22 protein-coding genes are annotated in these 21,239 nt (G+C 72.4%); 11 read left to right on the top strand and 11 right to left on the bottom strand.

Annotation, left to right across the window (positions count from 1 at the left end; genetic code table 11):
* Positions 1–393 precede the first annotated feature (393 nt).
* Positions 394–1,059 (top strand): HAD family hydrolase, encoded by a 666-nt coding sequence (locus ACFWIS_RS29100; protein WP_380459607.1) that lies wholly within the window; start codon positions 394–396, stop codon positions 1,057–1,059.
* On the opposite strand, the gene ACFWIS_RS29095 is transcribed toward ACFWIS_RS29100, so the two are convergent.
* Positions 1,047–1,787: an SDR family NAD(P)-dependent oxidoreductase gene (locus ACFWIS_RS29095; RefSeq protein ID WP_380459605.1), complete on the bottom strand. Its 741-nt coding sequence runs from the start codon at positions 1,785–1,787 to the stop codon at positions 1,047–1,049. The two genes, ACFWIS_RS29100 and ACFWIS_RS29095, sit on opposite strands and share 13 nt — an antisense overlap.
* A gap of 103 nt (positions 1,788–1,890) precedes the next feature.
* Between ACFWIS_RS29095 and ACFWIS_RS29090 the strand changes: the two genes are divergently transcribed.
* Entirely contained in the window at positions 1,891–2,745 is an 855-nt protein-coding gene (locus ACFWIS_RS29090; protein ID WP_380459603.1) for a helix-turn-helix transcriptional regulator, read from the top strand.
* Between the two features lie 89 nt (positions 2,746–2,834).
* On the opposite strand, the gene ACFWIS_RS29085 is transcribed toward ACFWIS_RS29090, so the two are convergent.
* A complete protein-coding gene (locus ACFWIS_RS29085; RefSeq protein ID WP_380459602.1) occupies positions 2,835–3,656 on the bottom strand; it encodes a LysR family transcriptional regulator in 822 nt (273 codons plus the stop codon).
* Between the two features lie 68 nt (positions 3,657–3,724).
* Here ACFWIS_RS29085 and ACFWIS_RS29080 point away from each other — a divergent pair, with 68 nt between their 5' ends.
* Both ACFWIS_RS29080 and ACFWIS_RS29075 read left to right on the top strand, forming a co-directional pair.
* Positions 3,725–4,420, top strand: a complete 696-nt coding sequence (locus ACFWIS_RS29080; RefSeq protein ID WP_380459600.1) for an SDR family oxidoreductase — start codon at positions 3,725–3,727, stop codon at positions 4,418–4,420.
* A 43-nt stretch (positions 4,421–4,463) separates the two neighbouring features.
* Positions 4,464–5,372 (top strand): aminoglycoside phosphotransferase family protein, encoded by a 909-nt coding sequence (locus tag ACFWIS_RS29075; RefSeq protein WP_380459598.1) that lies wholly within the window; start codon positions 4,464–4,466, stop codon positions 5,370–5,372.
* 78 nt (positions 5,373–5,450) lie between these two features.
* Here ACFWIS_RS29075 and ACFWIS_RS29070 read toward each other — a convergent pair whose 3' ends face one another.
* On the bottom strand, positions 5,451–6,500 hold the full coding sequence (locus tag ACFWIS_RS29070; protein ID WP_380459596.1) for a trypsin-like serine peptidase: 1,050 nt from the start codon (positions 6,498–6,500) through the stop codon (positions 5,451–5,453).
* A 556-nt stretch (positions 6,501–7,056) separates the two neighbouring features.
* The gene (locus ACFWIS_RS29065) at positions 7,057–7,851 is read right to left on the bottom strand and encodes a hypothetical protein (protein ID WP_380459594.1); all 795 of its coding nucleotides are present in this window, start codon (positions 7,849–7,851) and stop codon (positions 7,057–7,059) included.
* A 71-nt stretch (positions 7,852–7,922) separates the two neighbouring features.
* Here ACFWIS_RS29065 and ACFWIS_RS29060 point away from each other — a divergent pair, with 71 nt between their 5' ends.
* Positions 7,923–8,231, top strand: a complete 309-nt coding sequence (locus ACFWIS_RS29060; protein ID WP_380459592.1) for a cupin domain-containing protein — start codon at positions 7,923–7,925, stop codon at positions 8,229–8,231.
* A gap of 998 nt (positions 8,232–9,229) precedes the next feature.
* On the opposite strand, the gene ACFWIS_RS29055 is transcribed toward ACFWIS_RS29060, so the two are convergent.
* Positions 9,230–9,913: a GntR family transcriptional regulator gene (locus tag ACFWIS_RS29055; RefSeq protein WP_380459611.1), complete on the bottom strand. Its 684-nt coding sequence runs from the start codon at positions 9,911–9,913 to the stop codon at positions 9,230–9,232.
* Between the two features lie 603 nt (positions 9,914–10,516).
* On the opposite strand from ACFWIS_RS29055, the gene ACFWIS_RS29050 reads away from it, so the two are divergent.
* Entirely contained in the window at positions 10,517–11,335 is an 819-nt protein-coding gene (locus tag ACFWIS_RS29050; protein ID WP_380459590.1) for a methyltransferase domain-containing protein, read from the top strand.
* Positions 11,336–11,394: 59 nt separating this feature from the next.
* Here the strand turns inward: ACFWIS_RS29050 and ACFWIS_RS29045 are convergent, their stop codons facing one another.
* Positions 11,395–11,946, bottom strand: a complete 552-nt coding sequence (locus ACFWIS_RS29045; RefSeq protein ID WP_380459588.1) for an HAD domain-containing protein — start codon at positions 11,944–11,946, stop codon at positions 11,395–11,397.
* 108 nt (positions 11,947–12,054) lie between these two features.
* Here ACFWIS_RS29045 and ACFWIS_RS29040 point away from each other — a divergent pair, with 108 nt between their 5' ends.
* The 3 genes from ACFWIS_RS29040 (at position 12,055) to ACFWIS_RS29030 (ending at position 14,416) form a co-directional block, all read left to right on the top strand.
* The gene (locus ACFWIS_RS29040) at positions 12,055–13,128 is read left to right on the top strand and encodes a hypothetical protein (RefSeq protein ID WP_380459586.1); all 1,074 of its coding nucleotides are present in this window, start codon (positions 12,055–12,057) and stop codon (positions 13,126–13,128) included.
* A 52-nt stretch (positions 13,129–13,180) separates the two neighbouring features.
* Positions 13,181–13,750, top strand: a complete 570-nt coding sequence (locus ACFWIS_RS29035; protein WP_380459584.1) for a hypothetical protein — start codon at positions 13,181–13,183, stop codon at positions 13,748–13,750.
* 84 nt (positions 13,751–13,834) lie between these two features.
* Positions 13,835–14,416 (top strand): SMI1/KNR4 family protein, encoded by a 582-nt coding sequence (locus ACFWIS_RS29030; RefSeq protein WP_380459582.1) that lies wholly within the window; start codon positions 13,835–13,837, stop codon positions 14,414–14,416.
* Between the two features lie 142 nt (positions 14,417–14,558).
* Here the strand turns inward: ACFWIS_RS29030 and ACFWIS_RS29025 are convergent, their stop codons facing one another.
* Complete coding sequence (locus ACFWIS_RS29025; RefSeq protein WP_380459580.1) at positions 14,559–14,762, bottom strand: hypothetical protein; 204 nt, start codon at positions 14,760–14,762, stop codon at positions 14,559–14,561.
* Positions 14,759–15,265 carry a carboxymuconolactone decarboxylase family protein gene (locus ACFWIS_RS29020; protein WP_380459578.1) on the bottom strand — a complete coding sequence of 169 codons (507 nt, stop codon included), beginning with the start codon at positions 15,263–15,265 and terminating at the stop codon, positions 14,759–14,761. The genes ACFWIS_RS29025 and ACFWIS_RS29020 overlap by 4 nt, the downstream gene beginning before the upstream one ends.
* A 113-nt stretch (positions 15,266–15,378) precedes the next feature.
* Between ACFWIS_RS29020 and ACFWIS_RS29015 the strand changes: the two genes are divergently transcribed.
* A complete protein-coding gene (locus tag ACFWIS_RS29015) occupies positions 15,379–15,921 on the top strand; it encodes a TetR/AcrR family transcriptional regulator (RefSeq protein ID WP_380459576.1) in 543 nt (180 codons plus the stop codon).
* A gap of 121 nt (positions 15,922–16,042) precedes the next feature.
* On the opposite strand, the gene ACFWIS_RS29010 is transcribed toward ACFWIS_RS29015, so the two are convergent.
* The gene (locus ACFWIS_RS29010) at positions 16,043–16,735 is read right to left on the bottom strand and encodes an aspartate/glutamate racemase family protein (protein ID WP_380459574.1); all 693 of its coding nucleotides are present in this window, start codon (positions 16,733–16,735) and stop codon (positions 16,043–16,045) included.
* 48 nt (positions 16,736–16,783) lie between these two features.
* The gene (locus tag ACFWIS_RS29005) at positions 16,784–18,643 is read right to left on the bottom strand and encodes a CocE/NonD family hydrolase (RefSeq protein WP_380459572.1); all 1,860 of its coding nucleotides are present in this window, start codon (positions 18,641–18,643) and stop codon (positions 16,784–16,786) included.
* Positions 18,644–18,948: 305 nt separating this feature from the next.
* On the opposite strand from ACFWIS_RS29005, the gene ACFWIS_RS29000 reads away from it, so the two are divergent.
* Complete coding sequence (locus ACFWIS_RS29000; protein ID WP_380459570.1) at positions 18,949–20,085, top strand: HoxN/HupN/NixA family nickel/cobalt transporter; 1,137 nt, start codon at positions 18,949–18,951, stop codon at positions 20,083–20,085.
* Positions 20,086–20,220: 135 nt separating this feature from the next.
* On the opposite strand, the gene ACFWIS_RS28995 is transcribed toward ACFWIS_RS29000, so the two are convergent.
* On the bottom strand, positions 20,221–21,159 hold the full coding sequence (locus ACFWIS_RS28995) for an SGNH/GDSL hydrolase family protein (RefSeq protein WP_380459568.1): 939 nt from the start codon (positions 21,157–21,159) through the stop codon (positions 20,221–20,223).
* Positions 21,160–21,239 lie beyond the last annotated feature (80 nt).

Here is a 21,239-nt window from a genome sequence, read left to right as displayed (position 1 = left end):
CCTACGCGGGCCAGACGGTCACCGTGAAGTTCACCGGCACCGAGGACTCCTCGCTGCAGACGAGCTTCGTGATCGACGACACCTCGATCCAGACCAGCTGACACCCGGTCGGTGGGGCCCGGTGGCTTCGGCCGCCGGGCCCCTTCGATCGCTCACGAGCACGCGCCCGGGGCAGGCCGTGCGTGGGGGGTTCAGGTCCTCGCGTTCACCCGTCCGCAGTCGGACAGGACTCGCCGGGCCGTTCTGGACATCGTGTTGAAGTCCGCCACGGCCGTCGTGGCGGACCATCCCTGCTCGAATCCGTTGCACCTGCCGGACAGCGTCCCCGGGTCGGCGGCGAACTTCCCGTCGCCGGGGCCCTGACCGTTCCCGACCCGCCCCTATGCTGATCGGATGATCGAGCCGATAGACCTGGTGATATTCGACTGCGACGGCGTCCTGGTGGACAGCGAGGTGATCGCCGTCCGCGTGCTGGTGCGGCTCGGGGAGGAGTTCGGCTGGCCGCTCACCGAGGCTGAGGCGATCGAGCGGTTCGTCGGACGGTCCGAGGCGGCCAACCACGCGATGGTCGCCGAGCGGCTGGGGGAGGAGGCCGCGACGCTGTTCGACAAGCGCTTCCGGGAGCTGCACGCCGAGGCGGTGGACGCCGGGCTGACGCCGGTGGACGGCCTGCCGGAGGCACTGGACGCGCTGGCCGTGCTCGGGTTGCCGACCTGCGTGGCGTCCAGCGGCACTCACGAGAAGATGCGGCACACCCTGGGCCGGACCGGTCTGTACGGGCGCTTCGAGGGCCGGATCTTCAGCGCCACCGAGGTCGGGCGCGGCAAGCCCGCGCCCGACCTGTTCCTGCACGCCGCCCGGACCATGGGCGTCGACCCGGTCCGCTGCCTCGTGGTCGAGGACAGCGGGCCCGGCGTGACGGCCGCCCGCGCCGCCGGGATGCGGGCGCTCGGCTACGCGGGCGGCGTCACGGCGGCGGAGCGGCTGGCCGGGCCGGGCACGGTCGTCTTCGACGACATGCGGGAGCTGCCCGGCCTGATCACGGCCTACCAGGGGTAGTTGCCGCCGTCGGGGTGGAAGAACCGGCCGGTCGGTCCGGCCAGGGCTTCGCCCAGCTGCCGGGCGATCCGGCGGCCGCCCTCCTCGACGGTGGACGGGCCGGAGTGGCCGTTGATGTCGGTGGCGCAGTAGCCCGGCTCCAGTGAGCTGACCTTGATGCCCTCGGCGCGCAGGGTGCGGGCGTAGACCAGGGTGACGGCGTTCAGCGCGGCCTTGGAGGTGTTGTAGCCGAGCAGCGCCGCGAACTCCCCGACCGGGGTGTCCGGGTCGGCGAGGACGGAGGAGCTGCCGAGGCCGCTGGAGACGTTGCCGATCAGGCCGGCCGGGGACTTGCGCAGCAGCGGCAGCATCGCGTTGATGACGGTGACGGCGCCGAACACATTGGTCTCGTAGGTGGCGCGCAGGTCGTCCAGGGGCAGTTGCTCCGGGGTGAGGCCCAAGTCCCGGGTGATGCCCGCGTTGTTGACCAGGGTGTCGAGCCGGCCGTGCTCGGCGGCGATCCGTTCGGCCGCGGCGGCGACGGTCGCCGGGTCGGTGACGTCGAGGCGGACGGCGTGGGCGTCCAGGCCCCGGGCGGTGAGCCCGGCGGTGGCCGCGGCGCCGCGCTCGGGGTCGCGGGAGCCGATCAGCACGGTGTGCCCGGCGCGGGCGAGTTCGCCGGCGGTGGCGAGGCCGATGCCCTTGTTGGCACCGGTGATCAGGACGATGCGGTGGTCGTTGTCGTTCATGGGCACCACCCTGGCCGGGTGGTGCCGGGCCCGGGAGAGCCCTGTCGATGGTGGTATCGGCGGTCCCATGGTCCGGACCGGGCGGGCAGGTCAGACTGAGGGCGTGGAACACGTGGACCGGGCGGAGCTGGCCGCCTTCCTGCGGCGCTGGCGCGCCCGCATCCAGCCCTCCGACGTCGGCCTGCCGGCCGGCGGCCGACGCCGTACCCCGGGCCTGCGCCGCCAGGAGGTCGCGCAGCTCGCCGGCATGTCGGTGGAGTACTACATCCGGCTCGAACAGGGCCGGGGCCCGCGGCCGTCCCGGCAGATGGTGGGGGCGATCAGCCGGGCGCTGAGGCTGTCCGAGGACGAGACCGCCCATCTGCACCACCTGGTCGGCGAGGCGCCGCTGCCGCCGACCGTGCTGCCCCGCGACGTACGGCCCGGCGTCCTGCACCTGCTCGACCGGCTGGACGACACCCCGGCCATGGTGTGCAGTGCCGCCCGCGACGTCCTCGCCTGGAACGCCATGGCCGCCGCCCTGCTCGGCGACTTCTCCGCCCTGCCGCCCGGCGAGCGCAACTTCGTCTGGCGCTTCTTCACCGACCCGTCCGCCCGCGCCCTCTACGAGCCCGCCGACCAGGACGGCTTCGGCCGCCGGGCGGTCGCCGACCTGCGCTCCGCCTCCGCCCGCTACCCCGCCGACAGCGGGGTGCGCCGGCTGGTCGACCGACTGCTCGCCACCAGCGAGGAGTTCCGCGAACTGTGGGCGCGCCAGGACGTCGAGATGCGCCGCTCGACGACCAAGCGCCTGGTCCACCCGGTGGTCGGCAGGCTCGACCTCGACTGCGAGGCGCTGTACGACCCGCACCGTGATCAGTGGACGACCTTCTACACCGCCGCCCCCGGCACGCCCTCGCACTCGGCGCTGCGACTGCTCAAGGTGGTGGGGAGCCAGGACCTCGCGGTACGGGGGTGAGCGGGGCCGCCGGGCACGGCGGGCGGTGGGCGGGCCTGACGGAAGACCCTGGCCCGGCTACTCGGCTACTCGGCTACCCGGCTACCCGGCTACTCGGCGACCCGGCCGCGCAGCACGGGGACGGCGAGGTCGAGGAAGTCCCGTACGGGGCCAGGTCGGTCGCCGTCCTCCGGGACGGCCAGGCAGGTTTCGACGGGCGGGAAGTCGGTGACCGGCAGGTAGACCAGGTCGGGGCGGGAGTAGGAGCCCGCGATGCTGACCGGCACGAGGGCGACGCCCCGTCCGGCGGCGATCAGCTCGAACTTCTCGTCCAGGGTGTGGGGCCGCCGGGCCCGGCCGTCGAGGATCGGCTCGCCGTCGAGGTCGGCCGTGGTGAGGCTGCTCCGGCCGGCCAGCCGGTGCGTCGCGGGCAGACACGCGACCTTGGCCTCCCGGCCGATCGGGATCGTACGCAGCCCGGTGTCGTCGAAGGGGCGCCGCAGGTAGCCGACGTGTGCGCGGCCGTCGCGCAGCGGCGCGTCCCGCTCCCACCATTGCGGCGGGAGCACGTCGATGCCGATCCCGGGGTGGAGTGCCGTGAACGCCCGGATCGCCTCCGACACGTGCAGGCCGGGGGAGAAGGCGACCACGAGCAGCTGTTCGCCCCGCGCGGCCTCCCGTACGCGGGCCAGGGCGGTGTCGACGGTGGCGGTGATCCGTGCCGCCTCCTCGTACAACTTCTTTCCCGCGGCGGTCAGTTCGACGCTGCGGGTGGTCCGGGTGAACAGGGTGCAGCCGAGTTCCCGCTCGAACGCCCGGATCTGCCGGCTGAGCACCGGCTGGGCGATGAACAACGCGCCCGCGGCCCGGCCGAACCCCCCGTGTTCGGCCACCGCGACGAAGTAGCGGAGCTTGCGCAGGTCCAGATCCATGCCCGCACGGTATCAATGCGCCCGGAAGGGTATTGGACGCCCGCCCCTCCGGCTCGGAGACTCGGACCATGACCGACGTTCGTAACACCGCCCTGATCATCGGCGCCTCCCGGACCTTGGGCCTCGGTCTCGCCGCCGAGCTGCTCCGCCGCGACTGGGACGTCATCGGCACCGTCCGCGGCACCCGGCGCACCGGCCTGCACGACCTGGCGGACGCCGTCGGCGGGCGGCTGACCGTCGAGTCCCTGGAGATGACCGACCCCGGGCAGATCGCCGCCCTGCGCGACCGGTTGCACGGCCGCACCCTCGACCTGCTCTTCGTCAACGCCGCCATCACCCGCGGCGACCTCCCGATCGGCGAGGTCCCGACGGACATGTTCACCGAGGTCATGGTGACCAACGCGCTCAGCCCGATGCGCGTCGTGGAGGTGCTCGGCCCGCTGGTCGCGCCGACCGGGACCATCGGTGTCATGTCCTCCGACCAGGGCAGCATCTCGCTGAACGACGACGGCGGTCAGGACCTGTACCGGGCCAGCAAGTCCGCGCTGAACCAGCTGATGCGCTGCTACGCGGCCCGCCGGGCGGACGGCGCGCGGACGCTGCTGTTGATGGACCCGGGCTGGGTGCGCACCGGACTCGGCGGGTTCGAGGCCGAACTGAGCGTGGAGGAGAGCGTTCCCGGGGTGGCGGAGACGATCGAGCGGCACCGGGGAAAGCCCGGCCTGCACTTCGTGGACCACCTGGGGCAGGTCGTGCCCTGGTAATCGGATTGCAGGCCCGCCGTGGTTGCTGGCAGGGTCGGGCGCCATGGCGCGGAAGATGCACGCGGACGAACTGGACATGGACGAGACGCTGGTCCGGCGGATGGTGGCCGATCAGTTCCCGCAATGGGCCGGCCTGCCCGTCGAGTTGGTGGATTCGGCGGGCACGAGCAATGCGATGTACCGGCTGGGCACCGACCTGGTGGTACGGATCCCGCGCATCCCGGGGGCGGCCGAGGACATCACCAAGGAACACACCTGGCTGAGCCGCCTGGCTCCCGAACTCCCGGTCGCCGTACCGGTGCCGGTGGCCCTGGGTGAGCCGGTGGACGGCTGCCCGTGGCGCTGGTCGGTGCTGCGGTGGCTGGACGGGGCCAACCCGGTGGCCGGTACTTCTGGTCAACATGGCGTTCTGGCAGCTGACTTGGCGTCCTTCGTGACCGCGCTGCACCGGGTGGAGCCTTCGGGCGGCCCGGCGTCCTACCGCAGCGAGCCGCTGGCGGCGCGGGACGGGGCGGTCCGGCGGGCGGTCGCGGCGCTGGCGGGTGCGGTGGACGCCGCTGCGGTCACCGCCTGGTGGGAGCGGGGACTCGGTGCACCCGAGCACCCCGGCCCGCCGGTCTGGATCCACGCCGACCTCCAGCCCGGCAACCTGCTGGTCGACGGTGCGGGCCGGTTGAGCGCCGTCATCGACTTCGGCTGCGCGGGCCTCGGCGACCCGGCCGTGGACCTGCTCCCCGCCTGGTACGTGCTGCCCGCCGTCGCGCGCGACGCCTTCCGGGCGGCCGTCGGCGCCGACGACGCGGCCTGGGAGCGGGGGAGGGGCTGGGCGCTGTCCGTCGCGCTGATGGAACTGGACTACTACCGCGACACCAACCGGCGGATGGCGGACACCGCTCGCTACGTGATCGGCGAACTGCTCGCCGACCGACGCCCCGGACCGGGCGCCCGGTAGCGCGGGGCGGTCGGTGGCGCGGGGCGGTCGGTGGCGCGGGGCGGCCGGAACGAGCGCGTGGCCGGCCCGGGTACCGGATCAGACCGACTGCCGCTGCGCCCACTCGTAGAGGCGGTGGGCGCCGTCGCCGAGCCGCGTGGCGTAGAGCGTGCCGGCCGGTCCGCCCGCGAGGTCGTCCGTGGTGGTGGTGACGCCGACGACCGTGCCGACACCGGTCCGGGTGTCGAACCGTGCGAGGTGGGGGCCGCCGCTCGCGCCGTGCCCCATGTCGCAGGACTCACCCCACAGGAGGGGCGCCTTGGGGCCGGGCTGGGACGGTCCGGCGCAGTGGATCATTCGCGATCCGGCGTACTTGGCGTCGGGGAGGTTGAGCCGGTCCTTCGGGTAGCCGAAGGCGTGGATGAACTCGCCCTTGACGGGCTTGGTGAACGCGATCCGCTGGCTACCGGTGACGTCCGCGACCCTCCGTCCCTCGGCCGAGGGGTTCGCCACGAGGATTCCCGTGTCGTGGCCGGCCACCGCGACGTCGCTGGACGTCGTCGTGCCCGGATCGGCGTCCCACCGGGAGGAGGTGGCCATGCTCCTGATGCTGAAGCCGCCGAGCGGCTTCGTTCCGTTGCGGTAGCCGGGCACGAAGTAGAGGTTGTGCCGCCACGTGTCGTCCGCGGTGGGCGCTCCGACGCCCCGCAGGCAGTGCGCTGCCGTGATCACGGTGCTGCGGTTCGCGCTGGTGACGACCGTTGCGGTGCAGCTGCCGTCGTAGCCGTCGGAGAAGGTGAAGAAGAGCCGGCCGACGCTCCGGGTCACCGCTCCGCCGTGCGTCCAGGTGGCGCCGGGGTCCGGGGTGTTCGCGGGCAGCGGGTGCGGGTCGTCGGGCGTGTTGTCGTCCTCGGGTACGGGGGTGTTCTCGGGGATCAGGGCGCCCGCCAGCCTCATCCGCGCGGGGGTCCAGTAGGCGTCGATCCGGCTGCGTTCCTGTGCGGTGGTGGCGCCGGAGTGCGTTGTCATGGGCTCCGGCTCCGCGGCGAGGGCGACGGTCGGCAGCAGCACCGCCGCCGTGGTCGCGCTCAACAGGAGGGCCCCCGTGGCGACGAGTTTGCGGGAGAACGCTCGGTGGGTGGCTGACATCGTTGTCCTTCGTGGCCGGGGGTGGCTGGTCGGGGTGGTTGGTCGAGGGTGATTCGCGGCGGTGGACGGCTCGTGGCGGTGGACGGTCGCGATCAGGCGTGACCCACGGCTCAGCCGGTCGGTCCGGTCGGTCCGGTCGGTCCGGTCGGTCCGGTCGGTCCGTGCGCTCCGGTCGGTCCGTGCGCTCCGGGCGGCTCAAGCGGTCAGGGCGGCCATCCGCTGCGGGGTCCAGTAGTCCAGGACGGCCTGCTGTTGTGCGGCCGTGACCGCCTCCGGGTGGACGGCCACCCGGTTCCCAGCGGGGCCTACCTCCGGCGCGGCCCCTGCGGGCGGGGACAGTGCCAGCCCGGTGGCCAAGGTGACTGCTGTCAGGGCGACTTGTAAGAGCGTCGGGCTGGTGGGCCTGTGTGTCTGTGGCATGGGTGGCACATTAGGAACGGGACGTCAGATTTCCGTCTAGGGGAGGTTTCATCCTTCCATCGGTAACGATCGATTCCGATACGGAGCGTTTCAGTCCTGTATCGGCGACCACGGACCGGCACGCCGCCCGAAGGTCCTACAGTCGCCACTCGAACGGCCACAGGTCCGCCGCCCAGCCGGGCGAGGCGGCGGGGGTGGCGGGGGTGCGCAGGAAGGTGCGGTGGCGCAGGAGTTCGCGGCGCTCGGCGGGGGTGAGGAGGCGTTCGTCGGGGCCGAGGTTGCCGTAGTCATCGGGGTCGCGGGAGGGGTCGCCGTCGATGGGGGCGGACTCGGCGACGTTCAGCAGGTCGCCGGCGGGGGTGCGGTAGTCGAGGCGGAAGTCGGTGCGCCACTGGGAGTTGTTGCCCCAGCCCTGGGAGAGGTCGCGGGTGGGGCGGTGGGCGCGGCGGTGGGTCCAGTAGAGCGGCCAGCGGTCGGCCACGCCGCGTTCCGCGTGCGCGGCGCCGGCCCGTACCCGGACGCCGGCGCGGCTGAACAGCAGCTCGCCGAGCATCAGGGCGGGCCAGCGGACGCCTCCGTCGAGGATCTCGATGGGGGCGTCCGCGTCGTCGGCCTGTTCGACCTCGGTGATCTCGTGCAGGAAGGGGTCGAAGGGGGACGGCCCGATCTGCGTCATCCCGAGGGCGGTGAACAGGTGGAGGTAGGGCGGGAGTTGCGGGTCGAGGAGGAGGAAGTCGCTGACCCGGCTGAGCGCGTAGAGCTCCTCAAGGAGGTCCGGGTCATCGGCCCACCAATGATCGTGCGGGGTGGTGGCGGCCTGGAGGCGTGCCCGGTAGTCGGCGGCCATGGCCTGTGCGAGCCAGGGGCCGATGACGTCCTCGTAGGGGCCGTCGGTGTCGAGTAGCGCCTCGTACAGCGCGCGAGCATTCACTCCGGAGATCCTGGCAGGTTTTGCCAAACGGTCGACCAACTCAGCGGTCGGCCCCGATAACGTCCGTGGTCATGAGCCTGGTGGACGTGAAGGAACATGCGGCCCAACTGCCCGACGCCTGGCGCTCGGTGGTACTGGGCCGGGTCGGAACGGCAGCGGTGAAGGTGCTCCGGATGGACGGGCGCGAGCTGGAGCAGGAGGCGCACGGGACGGCCGAGGCGCTGTTCGTCGCCGACGGCGTCCTGGAGCTGGACGTGGAGGGGGAGGAGCTGACGGTCGCCGCCGGCGAGCTGTACCGAATCCCGGCGGGCGCCCGGCACGCAGTGCGGGCGGGTAGCTGGGGGACGCTGCTGATCGTGGAGGTCCCCGAGGAGGCGTGACCGGTGGCGGCGCCTCGCCGGGGGCGGGCGAGGCGCCGCGAATCGCGCTTAGGGCAGCGGACCTGCTTGGGTTCGGCCGGCGGGGCGAGCGCTGTGGGATGGTGGTGACCGGTTGTGGGTTCCCGTCCGCTGCCGGTCCTGCCCGCGCTACGCATACGCGCCGAAGGACAAGCTGCCTGTCGGCGCTCAGCAAGCGCGGCGTTCGGATGCCTGGCTCGTCTACTGCACAGCGTGCCGCCCCCGCGGTTGATCTGGCCGCACAAGGTGCTTCCTGCCCAGCGGCGTGGACATCGACCACCGGCAGCCGCTTCCACTCGGCGGAGAGGACGTCGACGGCAACGTTCAGGTGCTCGGCAAGTCGCAAGACCCGACGGGACTTCGACCACCAGCGTCCGCCGTTCTGACGTCGGCTCACCGGCTCGTCCACCAAGCGGTCACGCTGCTTCCGCCCAGCGTTGCCAGTGTGATCAACCACGCAGGGATGCGCTGAATGGTCAAGTGCAGGCCGCCACAGCGCAGTTCGAATTGCGGGCGACTTCGGGAAGGCGTCTTCTGGGTCATGGCTGACAGGTTCGCATGACGAATTGAAGGTGTACGTGGACAGGGAGGTGCAAAACTCGCAGGAAGGTCGTCCCTTCTGGGACACCATGTCCAAGGCAGGCCCGGCAAAAGGCCGTCACTGCCACTGGTTGCCGGGTCCTCCCTCGCGGCTGATGAGTCTTTCTCCGGCAGGGTGAGGGCGGGGCGCTCCGGAAGTTCACGGCCTGGCCGCTCAGCGATCTCGGCCCCAGCTCGACAAACGCGCCCTGGGTGTGGTGCCGTTTTCCAGGCCCCCGGACGCCAGTGTGGTTGCAAGCCAGGAACGTTGACGGATTCAACCCACGATAAAGGCACCCTGTAAGCGCACTTAACCGGGTGATCAAGGGTCGCAGCATGCCCCAAACGGAAAAGACCCCCAGCGGATTCCCGCTGGCGGTCTTTTTGTGTTCCGGGACGATCTACGGCGTGTACTCGTAGCCGATGGTGAACTGGGCTGGCAGGCAGGACTCCGTGTACTCGATCAACCCTTCGTCGTCCGACCAGCGGTGGACGAGTGCCAGGATGGAACTGCCGACCGGCACCGCCAAAGCGGCGGCTTCTCGCTGGTCAGCCGTTCGCGCGTGCATGTCGTCGCGTGCCGCCGTGATGGTCCGGCCCGTAGCTTCGAGGACCCTTGCCGTGATTCCGTCGTTCCGTCCCGGTGCCGTGTTGAGCAAGTCGGGTACTAGTGCAGCGAAGTGCGCGGGATACCAGGACACCGCGAAGAGGGTTCGCGACTTGCCACGCCCAGCGATGTACTCGCGACGTACCAACTGGGCCCCGTGTTCCAGGTCGAACAGATCCGCTACGTAGAGCGGCGGGGTGACGATTTCGGAAGCTGTCACACGACTGGTTTCGCCGTCCATGAGGTTGGACTGCACCCTTTGTACCCGGGCAAGGCGGTCGCGGCTGCTGGCACTCACGCGGGGGTCGTCTGCGACCAACGTTCCGCGTGGTGACGTGCGCAGACAACCATCCACCTGGAGGTGCTGGAGTGCGCGGCTCACCGTGGCTACGGCGACGTTCCAACGCCCGGCGATCTCCTTGTTGCTGGGCAGCTTCGCACCCGGTTCCAGCTCTCCCGAGACGAGAGTGCCGTTCAGGTCTGCGGCCGGAAGCGGCTCTGCGGTGCGCCCGCGTCGGTCATGGCCTGACGGTGCCAGCGATCAACGTCCAGGCGACCCCTCGAACCTGGACGAGTAGCACCTTCAAGCCCCCGCCCCGGCCGCGCCGACCGTCCAAAGTCGCTGAGCCGACCGGAGCGGGTTCCGCAGCCCGACCCGTGCGCTGGTGGCTGTGGCCGCGCAGTGCTCCCACACCCCCGAGTTCCTGGAGACCGCCCCGACCTCGCGGCAGCCCTGGCGGTCTCGGCCGACGACGGCCGCAACGTCTTCGAGCACATCCCTTGTGAGTGGAAGGCAGTTCGAGAATGGGCGAGTTCCCTGCCGAGGCCCGAGCAGCGCTGAGGGCCGCAGAAACCGTCTGGGGGCCGGTCGAGCTCAAGGAGATCAGCGACCGCCGGGGCCCGACGGTGTGGAAGGCCAGCGGGCCGCTCGGCATGGCGAGCATCAAGCTCGGCACGGGCGAGGCCGCCGAGGTCACCGCCTCGGCCGGGGGCCGATGGACAGGGAGTGCCCTCCCGTGGGTCGCATGGTCGGTCACCGTGCGACCGGTGACGTGTTCCTCTTCCTCCTACACTGGACGTCGTGTCAGAACAGCACCCCACCTCGGCTTTTCACGCGCCCAACGCCGACCCGGCGGTCACCGACCGGCTGGTCGCCGCACTGGACGTCCAGGCCGCCAACCCGGGCGTGCGGCGGCTGCGCGAGTGGGCGCACGCGTGCCTGGCCGTGCGCCCCGGGGAGCGGGCGCTGGACGTCGGCTCCGGCACCGGTTCGGAGACCCTGGTGCTCGCGGCGGCGGTCGGCCCGGACGGTGCCGCGACCGGGATCGAGCCGAACCCCGGCCTGCGGGCCGTCGCCGAGCGGCGGGCCGCCGCGGTGGGCAGCCCGGCGCGGTTCCTGGCCGGCGATGCGCTCGCGCTGCCGCCGGCCGACGGCGAGTTGGACGCGGTCTGGTGCGAGCGGGTGCTCCAGCACCTGAACGACCCGGCGGGGGCCGTCGCCGAGATGGCCAGGGTCCTGCGCCCGGGCGGCCGGGTCGCGCTGCTCGACACCGACTGGGCCACCTTCGTGCTCCACCCGGTCGCCCCCGAACTGCGGCCCGCGCTGGCCACCATCGCCCAGGGCACCGCCGCCACCCCGGACGCCGGGCGCCGGCTCACCGGCTGGCTGGCCGCGGCCGGTCTGAGCGTCGACCACGTCGGCGCGGACGTGCTGCTGTACGAACCCGGTGCCGTCACCTGGCCGATCGTCCGCGGTCTCGCCACGGCGGCGCTCGGGCGCGGCCTGATCACCGAGGAGCAGCGCGACGGGCTGTACGCCGACCTCACGGCCGCCGCCGAGCAGGGCGCGTTCCACCTGTCGGTGACGCTCTTCGTCGCCGTCGCTCACCGCCCTGGCTGACCTGCCGCCGAGTCACCGTGCGCGGGAACTCGGCCCGTCCGACTTCCCGCGCACGGAGTTCAGTCCAGCGTGCCTGCCCAGTCGGCCAGTCGCGTGAAGTCGTCCGTCGTCAGCCCGGTCTTCGGGTCGACGTGGTGGAGGAGCGCCGGGCCGTCGTGGTGGGCCCGGACGAAGGCGCGGTCCGCCGCCGTGATGTTGTCGTCGACCCAGGCGAAGGGACGGCCCCGCGCCCAGGCGACGATCTCCGGGGTCTTCCAGAACACCCCGCCCCCGGGCTCGGGCCGCGGGTCGGACCAGGCGATGACCGGCAGTTCGGGCAGTCCCAGGACGGGCCCGATGAAGGAGTTGGCCTCCTCCTCCCACGTCGTCGCCCACACCAGGTCGAAGGGCAGTGCGGTCAGCGCCCGCCCGTGCGCCGGATCGAGCCATACCCGCAGCGGCTTCGGCTCCTTGTGCGGCAGGCCCCACGCCGCCAGTCGGCGCCGCTCGGCGGCCCGCCAGCGCGGCGTCATCAACCGGTGGGTGCCGTACCCCGGGGGCCGCCGGTGCGGCTTCGCCGCGTCAGGGTTCAGCGGACCGTCCACGTCCAGCAACAGCAGCGGCCGCACCATGTCACACCCCCTCGATCGTCCCTGGACGGTACCGGGCGGGCCGGTCGCGCCCAAGCGGATATCGCCTGCCGTCGGCCGGCTGTCATAGGCGAGCGGCAAGCTGACTCCATGACGATCGCTCAGTCCCCGCCGCCCGCCGCACCGCCGTTGTGGCGACCGCTTCGGCGCCTGCACCACCGGACGGTGGAGCGTCGCACGGCCACGGCGGCCGAGGACCTCCGGGCGGTGCTGGGGACGCCGCTCGACGTCGGTCTGCTGCGCCGTGCGCTGGCCCACCAAGCGGCCGGGGACATGGTGCCCCGGATCCTCGCCACCGGGTACGTGGCGGTGATCGTGGTCGGGTTCATCCTCGCGGCGATGAAGGGGAACTGCACGCCCGGGGGGCTGCTTCCCTCCGCGGGCGCCGAACTCGGTCATTGCCCGACCCACCGGGACAAGGTGCAGGTCGCGCAGATCGTCGGCTTCTGCGCCGCCGCGTTCGTCGTCACCACCGTGGTGCGGAGCGCGGTTCGGGCCGTCGCCGTCCGGCCCTCGCACAAGCCGGTGCTCCCCGCGCTCGCCGTCCTGCGGGCGTGCGCCCGAGTGCGCGAACCCGGGTCGGGGCACCAGGAGGCGGCCGAACTGAGCGTCAAGGCCCAGGCCTTGGGGCAGGCGCTGATCGATGCGGCCGGCCGGGTCGCGACCGACTACGGCTCCCGCTCGAGCACCCGCAAGCGCCTGCTCGACCATGCCCGGCAGGTCGCGGCCCTGCTGGAACGGACCGCCGACGAACTGCTGCCGGACCGGGAGCGTGCCACCCGGAAGCTGGCGGAGCTCGCGGGGGCCATCGCCGAGCAGACCGCTGACGGGCGGTTCGCCGACCTCCTGGGCGCGATGGGGCAGCCCCCGGAGCTGCCGACGAGCGCCCCCGAATCGCCGGACCGGGCCGATGGACGAAGGCTGGCCGTCGCCGCCGTGACGGCGTTGCTGCTCACCCTCTCGGTGGCCGTCACGACCGGGATGCTCGGCCTCCCCGCCTTCGTCACCGCGCCCCTGGCGGCGATCACCGTCCCGCTCCTCACCTTCCTGCTGCTGGCGTTCCGCTTCGGGCTCGCCGAGGCGCTGCGCCTCGTTCAGGTCCTGCGAACTGTGCGCGGGGAGAACCCGGTCGAGCCCACGGCGGCGGTTGATCGGCCCGGCTAGCGGGCTCCGGTGGCCATGGTGTCGGAGGGGTCGGCGGGTCTACGTTTGTGCGGTGAACGCTTCGACTCAGTCCGTCCGAAGGCGGCGCGTCCTCTTCGCCGGCGGCTGGGCGGTGCTCCTGCTGGCGATCGTGGTGCCGCCGTTGGTGGTCGGCCCGGCCTTCGGCCGCTCGGGGGCGGTGATCGTGCCCGGGCTGGTGGCCGTGATCGGTCCCGCGATCGTGCTGGACGCCGGGACGGCGCGGCGGAGGGGTTGGCGGGTGGCCGGAGGAATCGTCCGAGCCCGCACCTGGTCGGGTGCGCGGGAGGTGGACCTGACGAACCTGGCGACCGTGCGCGCCTGGGAGGCGCTCTCCAGGTCCGGCTCGGTGACGTTCGTGCGGCTGTCGGACCGCTCCGGTGGGGGAGTGATCCTCACCGTCGCCGACCGGGACGTCCAGCTGATCGCCGATGCGGTGCGCCGGTACGGCGCGGGCTACGTGTCACCGTGGGCCATGACGCTCCTGGGGCTGAAGCCGACCCGGTGGTACGTCTCCGGAGGGCGAACACTCGGGCTCCTCCTCGTCATGCTCGCACCACTCCCCGCCGGAATGCTCCTGGCCGCGGCGATCGCCCAACGCTGAACCGGGGCGGGTCCGCGCCCTCAGCGCTTGCGCCGGGTCGGCGAGTAGCGCCGCAGTGCGGCCGCTCCGTGCGAGCATGGCGGCATGTGGGACGTCGAGGGCGTGCGCGCGCAGTTGTGGGAGCTGGCGCAGGCCGACCCGCAGAACGAGCGGTTCGGTGCGGGGCGGCACCGGTACCGGCTGGATCCGCCGGTGGCCGAGGCGGAGGTCGCCCGCTTCGAGCGGGCCCACGGCTTCGAACTCCCGCTGTCGTACCGGACGTTCATCACCACGGTGGGACGCGGCGGTGCCGGGCCGGCCTACGGGTTGTACCGCTGGGGCGGTGACGTCTGGGCTCGGCTGCAGAGCGACCTGGGTGCCGACTGGGCCGACGAGTTCGCCGTCCCCTTCCCGCACGCCGAACGCTTCCAGCCCTGGCCCGAGTTGGAGGTCTGCGCTCGGCACGCCCCCGACGACGAGGCCTTCGATCCCTGTTGGTTCACCGGCTCGATGGTGCTGGCCGAGCTGGGGTGCGGCGGGTTCCTGCGGCTGGTGGTGACCGGGGAGGCGAGCGGCCAGGTGTGGTCGGACGACCTCGCGTACGGCGAGGGCCTGAATCCCGGGCCGGACTTCGCGGACTGGTACCTGGACTGGCTGGCGAGGGAAGTGACGCTCCTCCTCGGGTAGTTCAGTCCTCCACCAGGACGGGCCGCGGCTGCCCGGCGTCCCGGATCGGGCGGCCGCGCAACGTCGGTTGCGGGGCGTCCCGACCCGGGCGGCCGTGCAGCCGCAGGTATGGGGGTGGCGGTCGAAGCTCCGACCGCCAGGGTCACGCGGGGCGGAGGGTGATGAGGCGGACGGCCGGGGCCGAGACCACCTGCACCGTGTCGGTGCCCGGCAGGCGTAGCTTGGCGAAGCCGCCCTGCAGGGCCACCAGTGCCCGCGGGGCGGACGAGACGGCCGCGCCGTCCGCGTTCACCACCGTGTAGCCGGCGTTCAGTTCGACCGCCGCCTCGGTCCAGTCCTCGCTCATGCCTTCACCTCGGGGAAGTCCAGCTCCGGACGGGCCAGGTGGTTGAAGTAGTTGGAGAGGGTGTTGAGCGCCACGTGCGCCACCACCTCGCCGGCCTCCGCGTCCGTCACGCCGGCCGCGCTGATCAGTGCGCGGGTCTCGTCGCCGATCTGTCCGCGGGTGCGGATGAGTTCGCGGGCCAGGGCCAGCAGGGCCTGGGCGTGCGGGTCCGTGTCGGAGGCGTCGCGGGTGGCGAGGAGTTCCTCGTCGCTCAGCCCCATCGTGCTGCCGCGCAGCGAGTGGGCGCTGACGCAGTAGGTGCAGTCGTTCTCCTGGGCGACCAGGAGTGCGAGCTGCTCGCGCATCCTGGCCCGCAGCACGCCGCGGCCCAGCTGGTCGCGCATCGCCAGGTAGCCCTCCAGGGCGGCGGGCGCCTCGGCCATCGAGGCGTAGAGATTCGGTACCCGCCCCAGCTGCTTCTGTACGCGTTCGAGCAACTCGCCCTTGTCCACGGACTTCTGCACGACTTCTCCCCCGAGGTGATGCGGTCCCCCAAAAAAACGGTACCGATCGGTACCGACAGCAGGACGGTACCGATCAGTGCCGTTTGGCGTCAAGGGTGGTTAGGATCGAGTGCATGGCAGTAAATGCAAGGGCGCGCCTGCTCGCCACCGCCGAGTCCCTCTTCTACGCGAACGGAATCCGCGCGGTCGGCGTGGAGCGCATCCTCTCCGAGTCCGGCGTGGGCCGGGCCTCCTTCTACCGGCACTTCGCCGGCAAGGAGGCCCTGGTGACCGCGGTTCTGGAGGGGCGCGACGCACGGTGGCGCGCCTGGCTGAGCGAGCGGGTCGCGGCCTACGGCGGCCAGCCGCTCAACGTCTTCGACGCGCTCGCCGAACGCTTCGCGGCGCAGGACTACCGCGGTTGCGTCGCGATCAACACGATGACCGAGATCGCGGACCCGTCCAGTCCGGCGCGCCGCATGGCGGCCCTGCACAAGACCCGCGTCATCGAACTCGTCGAGCAGCTCCTGTGCGACGCGGACATCCCCCAACCAGCCGTTCGTGCCAAGCAGTTCGCGCTCCTGATGGACGGCGCCATCGTCACCGCCCTGCGCGAGGGCACCCCGGAGGCCGCATGGCGGGCCCGCAGCATCGCGGAGTCCCTGCTGGCCTCCTGAACCGGTGCTGGCGGCTCAGGCGGCAATCGACCGTGACGAGGGCCGTGCGGAGGCCCATCGGCGACTCGACGGGGTGGTCCTGTACGTCGACCATCGGATCGGCCTTCTCCGCGGTGCCGGCCTATGCGGACAGCGCGGCGTCGATCGCCGCCTCGGCGTGGAGCCGGGCGGTGGGGAAGAGGGGGACGGGGCTGTCCTCGGGGCGGACCAGGAGTTCGATCTCGGTGCAGCCGAGGATGACGCCCTCGGCGCCCGCGGCGACCAACTCGGCGATGATCTGCCGGTAGGCCGCGCGGGACTCCTCGCGGACGATGCCGAGGCACAGTTCGTCGTAGATCACCCGGTGGACCAGGGCGCGGGATGCGGGCCGGGGGGTGAGGACGGTCAGGCCGCCGGAGGCCAGGCGGCCGCGGTAGAAGTCCTGTTCCATGGTGAACGCCGTTCCCAGTAGGCCGACTTGGCGAAGTCCGGCGGCTCGGACGGCGCCGGCGGTGGCGTCGGCGAGGTGCAGCAGGGGGATGGAGACGGCTTCGGCCACCTGGTCGGCGACCTTGTGCATGGTGTTGGTGCAGATCAGCAGCAGGTCGGCGCCGGCCGCCTCCAGGGCGCGGGCCGCGTCGGCGAGGAGCGCGCCGGCCTCGTCCCAGCGCCCGGCGGTCTGGAGTTCCTCGACTGCGGCGAAGTCGACGGAGTAGAGAACGAGTCGGGCGGAGTGCAGTCCGCCGAGGCGGTCCCGGGTGAGCTGGTTGAGGGTGCGGTAGTACTCGGCGGTGGACTCCCAGCTCATGCCGCCGATCAGGCCGAGGGTTTTCATGCGGCTAGTTATAAGACAATTGATGTATGGAAAGCAATTATATAAGGATTAGTTTGACTCGCTCTCCCGTGCGACCCGGTGCTGCCACTCCCGGGCGAACACCACCGACCCCGCCTCCAGTGCCCGCAGCTGCACCGTGCTGAGGAAGTGCCCGGCGTCGCAGCGCAGTTGGGTGCGGGTCTGGACGGTGACGTCCCAGCCGAGGTCCGGGCGCTCCAGCCGTACGGTGCGATCGGTGCGGGCCTGGGCGCTGAGCGGGGCGCCGGTGAGGATGCGGTAGGCGGTGACGGTGTGCTCGTCGCGGACCAGGCCGTCGGGGTGGGTGCGGGTGCCGTCGGTGGCGGGGGAGAGCTCGGTGCGCCATTCGTGGCGGCCGATGTCGTGCACGGTGACGTGTTCGGGCCGGGCGGTGAGCGGTTCGGTGAGGTGGATGTCCAGCGGGTCGGGCAGCGAAGGCGTCGCGAGGGTGACGGGGGCGGCGCCGACATCCGCGGCCAGGTGGCGGACGGGCAGGCTGAGGGTGGAGCGGGAGGGGTCGACGGCGTAGCCGGTGTCGTCGGGGGTGGGCCACACCCAGGGCCAGTAGACGGAGGAGAGGGCGAGCCGCAGCCGGTGCCCGGCCGGGACGCTGGCCGCGCAGGCGGCGAGGTCGACCTCGGCGTCCGGGCCGGTGGTGGTCAGCACGCCCCGGGTGAGCAGGGCGGAGGTGCCGTCCGGGCCGACCGCGCACAGCCGCGCGACCACCTGGACGGGGGCGGCCCCGGACCGCAGCCGCAGCCGTGCCGTCGGCGCGCCGAGCAGTTCGACCGGCTCGGGCAGCGGCTGGGAGTCGAAGCAGACTGAGCGGCCGTCCTCCTCGCGCTGGTCCGGCGGCCGGTCGGCGGGGCGGCCGTGCGGGACGTACGCGCCGGCGTTGAGGCCGGTGTGCTGGGGGGAGCGGACGTGGACGTACCGGTCGTCGGAGGCGGTGCCGGCGGTGCGCAGCTGGCCGTCCAGGTCGTAGTGGATCTCCCGGACGTCGGGGGAGGGCCAGGTGTCGTCGCCGGTCCAGCGGGTGCCGATCCAGCTGCGCAGGGCCGGTTCCTTGAGGGCGCCGGTGTCGACGCCGCGCAGCCAGTGGTCCCACCAGCGCAGGGTCTCGGGCAGGGCGGCCTCGGGCAGTCCGTGCGGCCAGGGGCCGAGCAGGGCGTGCGCGGTGGGGGATTCGGCGAGCAGCCGCAGCACGAAGGAGCAGGACGGGTCGCCCCAGCCGGCCACGGCGAACACCGGGACGGACACCGGCACGGTGGTGTCCCCGGCGGCGAGCCAGGCGTCGACGGGGGGCTCCAGGGATTCGAGCCGGGCCAGCCAGGCGGGCCGCCAGGCGTCGCCGAGGTGGCGCGGGTCCGGGGGGAGGGCGGCGTCGGCGATCAGGGTGGTGAGCCGGGTGTGCAGGTCGGCGGCGAGGACGGCGCCGCCGAGGCGGTGGCCGCCCTCGGGGCAGGCGGTGACGGCCGCGCCGACGGTCTCCGGCACCCGGGCGGCGAGCCGCAGCGCGGTGGTGCCGGCGGCGCCGACACCGAGCAGGCCGACCCGCCCGTTGCTCCAGGGGCGGCGGGCGAGCCAGTCGACGACGGCGGTGCCGTCGGTGAGCTCCTGCTCGCCGCCGGGTTCGCCGGGCAGCCCGCCGGAGTTGCCGTGGCCGCGGGTGTCGACCCGGACGGCGGCGTAGCCGTGGCCGGCGTACCAGGGGTGGCGGCGGGCGTCCTCGGCTGCGGTGCGGTCGGCGAGGCGGTCGGCCGAGTACTCCAGCAGGACGGGGACGGGCTCGTCGCTGACCGGGCGCCACAGGCGGGCGGCGAGCTCGGTGCCGTCGGGCAGCGGGATGCGGAGGTCCTCGCGGGTGGTGTGGAACGGGTACGACGGCATGGCCGCTCCCATCGGGGTCCCGGGCCGGTGACTGCCGAGCGGCCCGCGGCGCGGACGGGGATCGCGCCGTGGGCTCGGCATTCCGACCCTAGGGGAGGAACCGCCCGATTTCCTGATGAAAGCCCTGTGGTGGTGACACCCCGGCAGAGTGCGGCCGCGCGTCGCGCGCCCCCGGCCTGCGCCGTCGTGGACCGTTCGCCGCCGTCCAGCACTTGCACATGACTTGCAACTGCTTGCCCGAGGGGGGAAAGATGGCCCAGCTCCGCCCGGACCACCGAACCCGACCCACCCGAAAGGACCACACGATGCCCAGCGCCGCCACAGGTGCCCCGGCAGGCGCCGCAGCCGTCCGATGGCGCGACCGGCTCACCCGCGAGGAGTGGATCCGGCTGGCCGGGATGGGCGGCTTCATCCTCGCGCTGCACGTCATCGGCTGGTTCACGCTGCTCGCGCTGGTCGCGCCCGAGCACTACGACGTCGGCGGCCAGGTCTTCGGCGCGGGCATGGGCCTGACCGCCTACACCCTCGGCATGCGGCACGCCTTCGACGCGGACCACATCGCGGCGATCGACAACACCACCCGCAAGCTGATGGGCCAGGGCAAGCGGCCGCTGTCGGTCGGCTTCTGGTTCTCGCTCGGGCACTCCTCGATCGTCTTCGGCCTCTGCGCGCTGCTGGCCTTCGGCATCCGCACGCTGGCCGACCAGGTCCAGGCGGACGACTCGACCCTGCACAAGCTGACCGGCCTGATCGGCACGGCCGTCTCGGGTTCGTTCCTGCTGCTGCTCGGCCTGATCAACCTGGGCGCCTTCAACGGCATCCTCAAGGTGTTCCGCCGGATGCGCCTGGGCGAGTACGACGAGGCCGAGCTGGAGCGCCAGTTGGAGCGGCGCGGGTTGATGAACCGGATCCTCGGCAAGGTGACCCGGGCGGTCACCAAGCCGTGGCACATGTACCCGGTGGGCCTGCTGTTCGGCCTGGGCTTCGACACCGCCACCGAGGTGTCCCTGCTGGTGCTGGCGGGCGGCGCGGCGGCCTTCTCGCTGCCCTGGTACGCGCTGCTGACGCTGCCGATCCTGTTCGCGGCCGGGATGAGCCTGCTGGACACCATCGACGGCTCGTTCATGAACTTCGCCTACGAGTGGGCGTTCTCCAAGCCGGTCCGCAAGATCTACTACAACCTGACCGTCACCGGCCTGTCGGTGCTGGTGGCACTGGTCATCGGCCTGGTCGAACTGATCGGCCTGCTCGGCGAGAAGCTGGACATCACCAGCGGGCCGATCGCCTGGGTCGGCGGCCTGGACCTCAACTTCGTCGGCTACGCGATCGTCGGACTGTTCGTGCTGACCTGGGCCGGGGCGATCGCGTTCTGGAAGTTCGGCCGGGTCGAGGAGAAGTGGTCGGCGGGGCTGGCGGCCGGTTCCGCCGCCGAGTCGGAATAGCACCGCCGAGTCGGAACGGCACCGCCGAGTCGGAACGGCGCGCCCGAGGAGGAACCGATGGGCCGGTGACCGGGGTCTGGTCACCGGCCCATCGGGGCTTTCCGGAGTCACCTACGACTCACGTGCGGCGGTCAGTCACCCGAGTGCGGCGAGCACCGCGTCCGCCATCACCTTCTCGCCGGTCGCGTTGGGGTGGAACGGCACGGCGGGCGAGCCGGGCAGTGCGCCCTCGATCCAGCGGTCGTCCGAGCAGACGTCGTGCCCGCGGGTCGGCGTCGCGGTGTCCACGTAGGTGGCGCCGTTGGCAGCCGCGGTGGACTTGAGGGCGGCGTTCAGCTCGTCGAGCACGCCGTGCATGTACTCGACGTCGCCCGGTGTCACCGGCTGGCGCAGGACGCAGGCGTTGCCGTCGGCGGGCAGCACGGACGGGTAACCGACCAGCAGCACCTTGGCCTTGGGCGCCTTGGCGTGGATCTGCCGCAGGGTGGTGGCGATCTGCGGGGCGATGGTGGTGTTGATCCGCTCGGCCAGGTCGTCGTTGCCGTACTGCCAGGACATCGTGCGCCAGTCCCAGTAGCCGTGGTGGTAGACGTCCTTGCAGGGGGTGCCGAGCGGGTTGACGACGGCGCCGGCGATGCAGGTGGCGACCAGTTCGCCGAGGCCGAGGTCGCTGGTCGCGAGGTCGTTGCCGCCGATCCCGAGGGTGACCAGGTCGGTGTCGGCGGTCACCGCGTCCAGCTGGGGGTCGTTGACCCGGATGAAGGCGTCGTACTGCGGCTGCGTCATGGCCTTGACCTTGGCGGCGGCGCAGGTGACGTCGGTGTAGCCGCCGGCCCCGAGCGAGGCGGCGACCAGGTGGCCGTAATTGTGGTCGGAGCGCAGGCACAGACCGGCCGACGGGCTGAGTACGCCGGCGCCGGCGGCGTAGGAGTCGCCGAGGGCCACGTAGTGCTTCGGGGCCGGGGTGGCCGCCTGGGCGGTGGTGGAGGTGAGCGCGAGGGCGGCGCCCACGGCGACGGCGGCGAGAACGCCGGAATTGCGGAGTCGCCGGGAATTCCGGGCAGGGCGGAGCACGGTTCCTCCTGGGGGAGAGAAACGACGGGTGGGGGTCATGCCGAGCCGGGCCACAGCTACTCGCAGGTAAGTTACTGCCA

It is taken from the genome of Kitasatospora sp. NPDC127060, assembly GCF_042724935.1.
Lineage (GTDB): Bacteria > Actinomycetota > Actinomycetes > Streptomycetales > Streptomycetaceae > Kitasatospora.
Note: the sequence above shows the minus strand (reverse complement) of the source record. Positions and strands in the feature narration are given on the sequence as shown.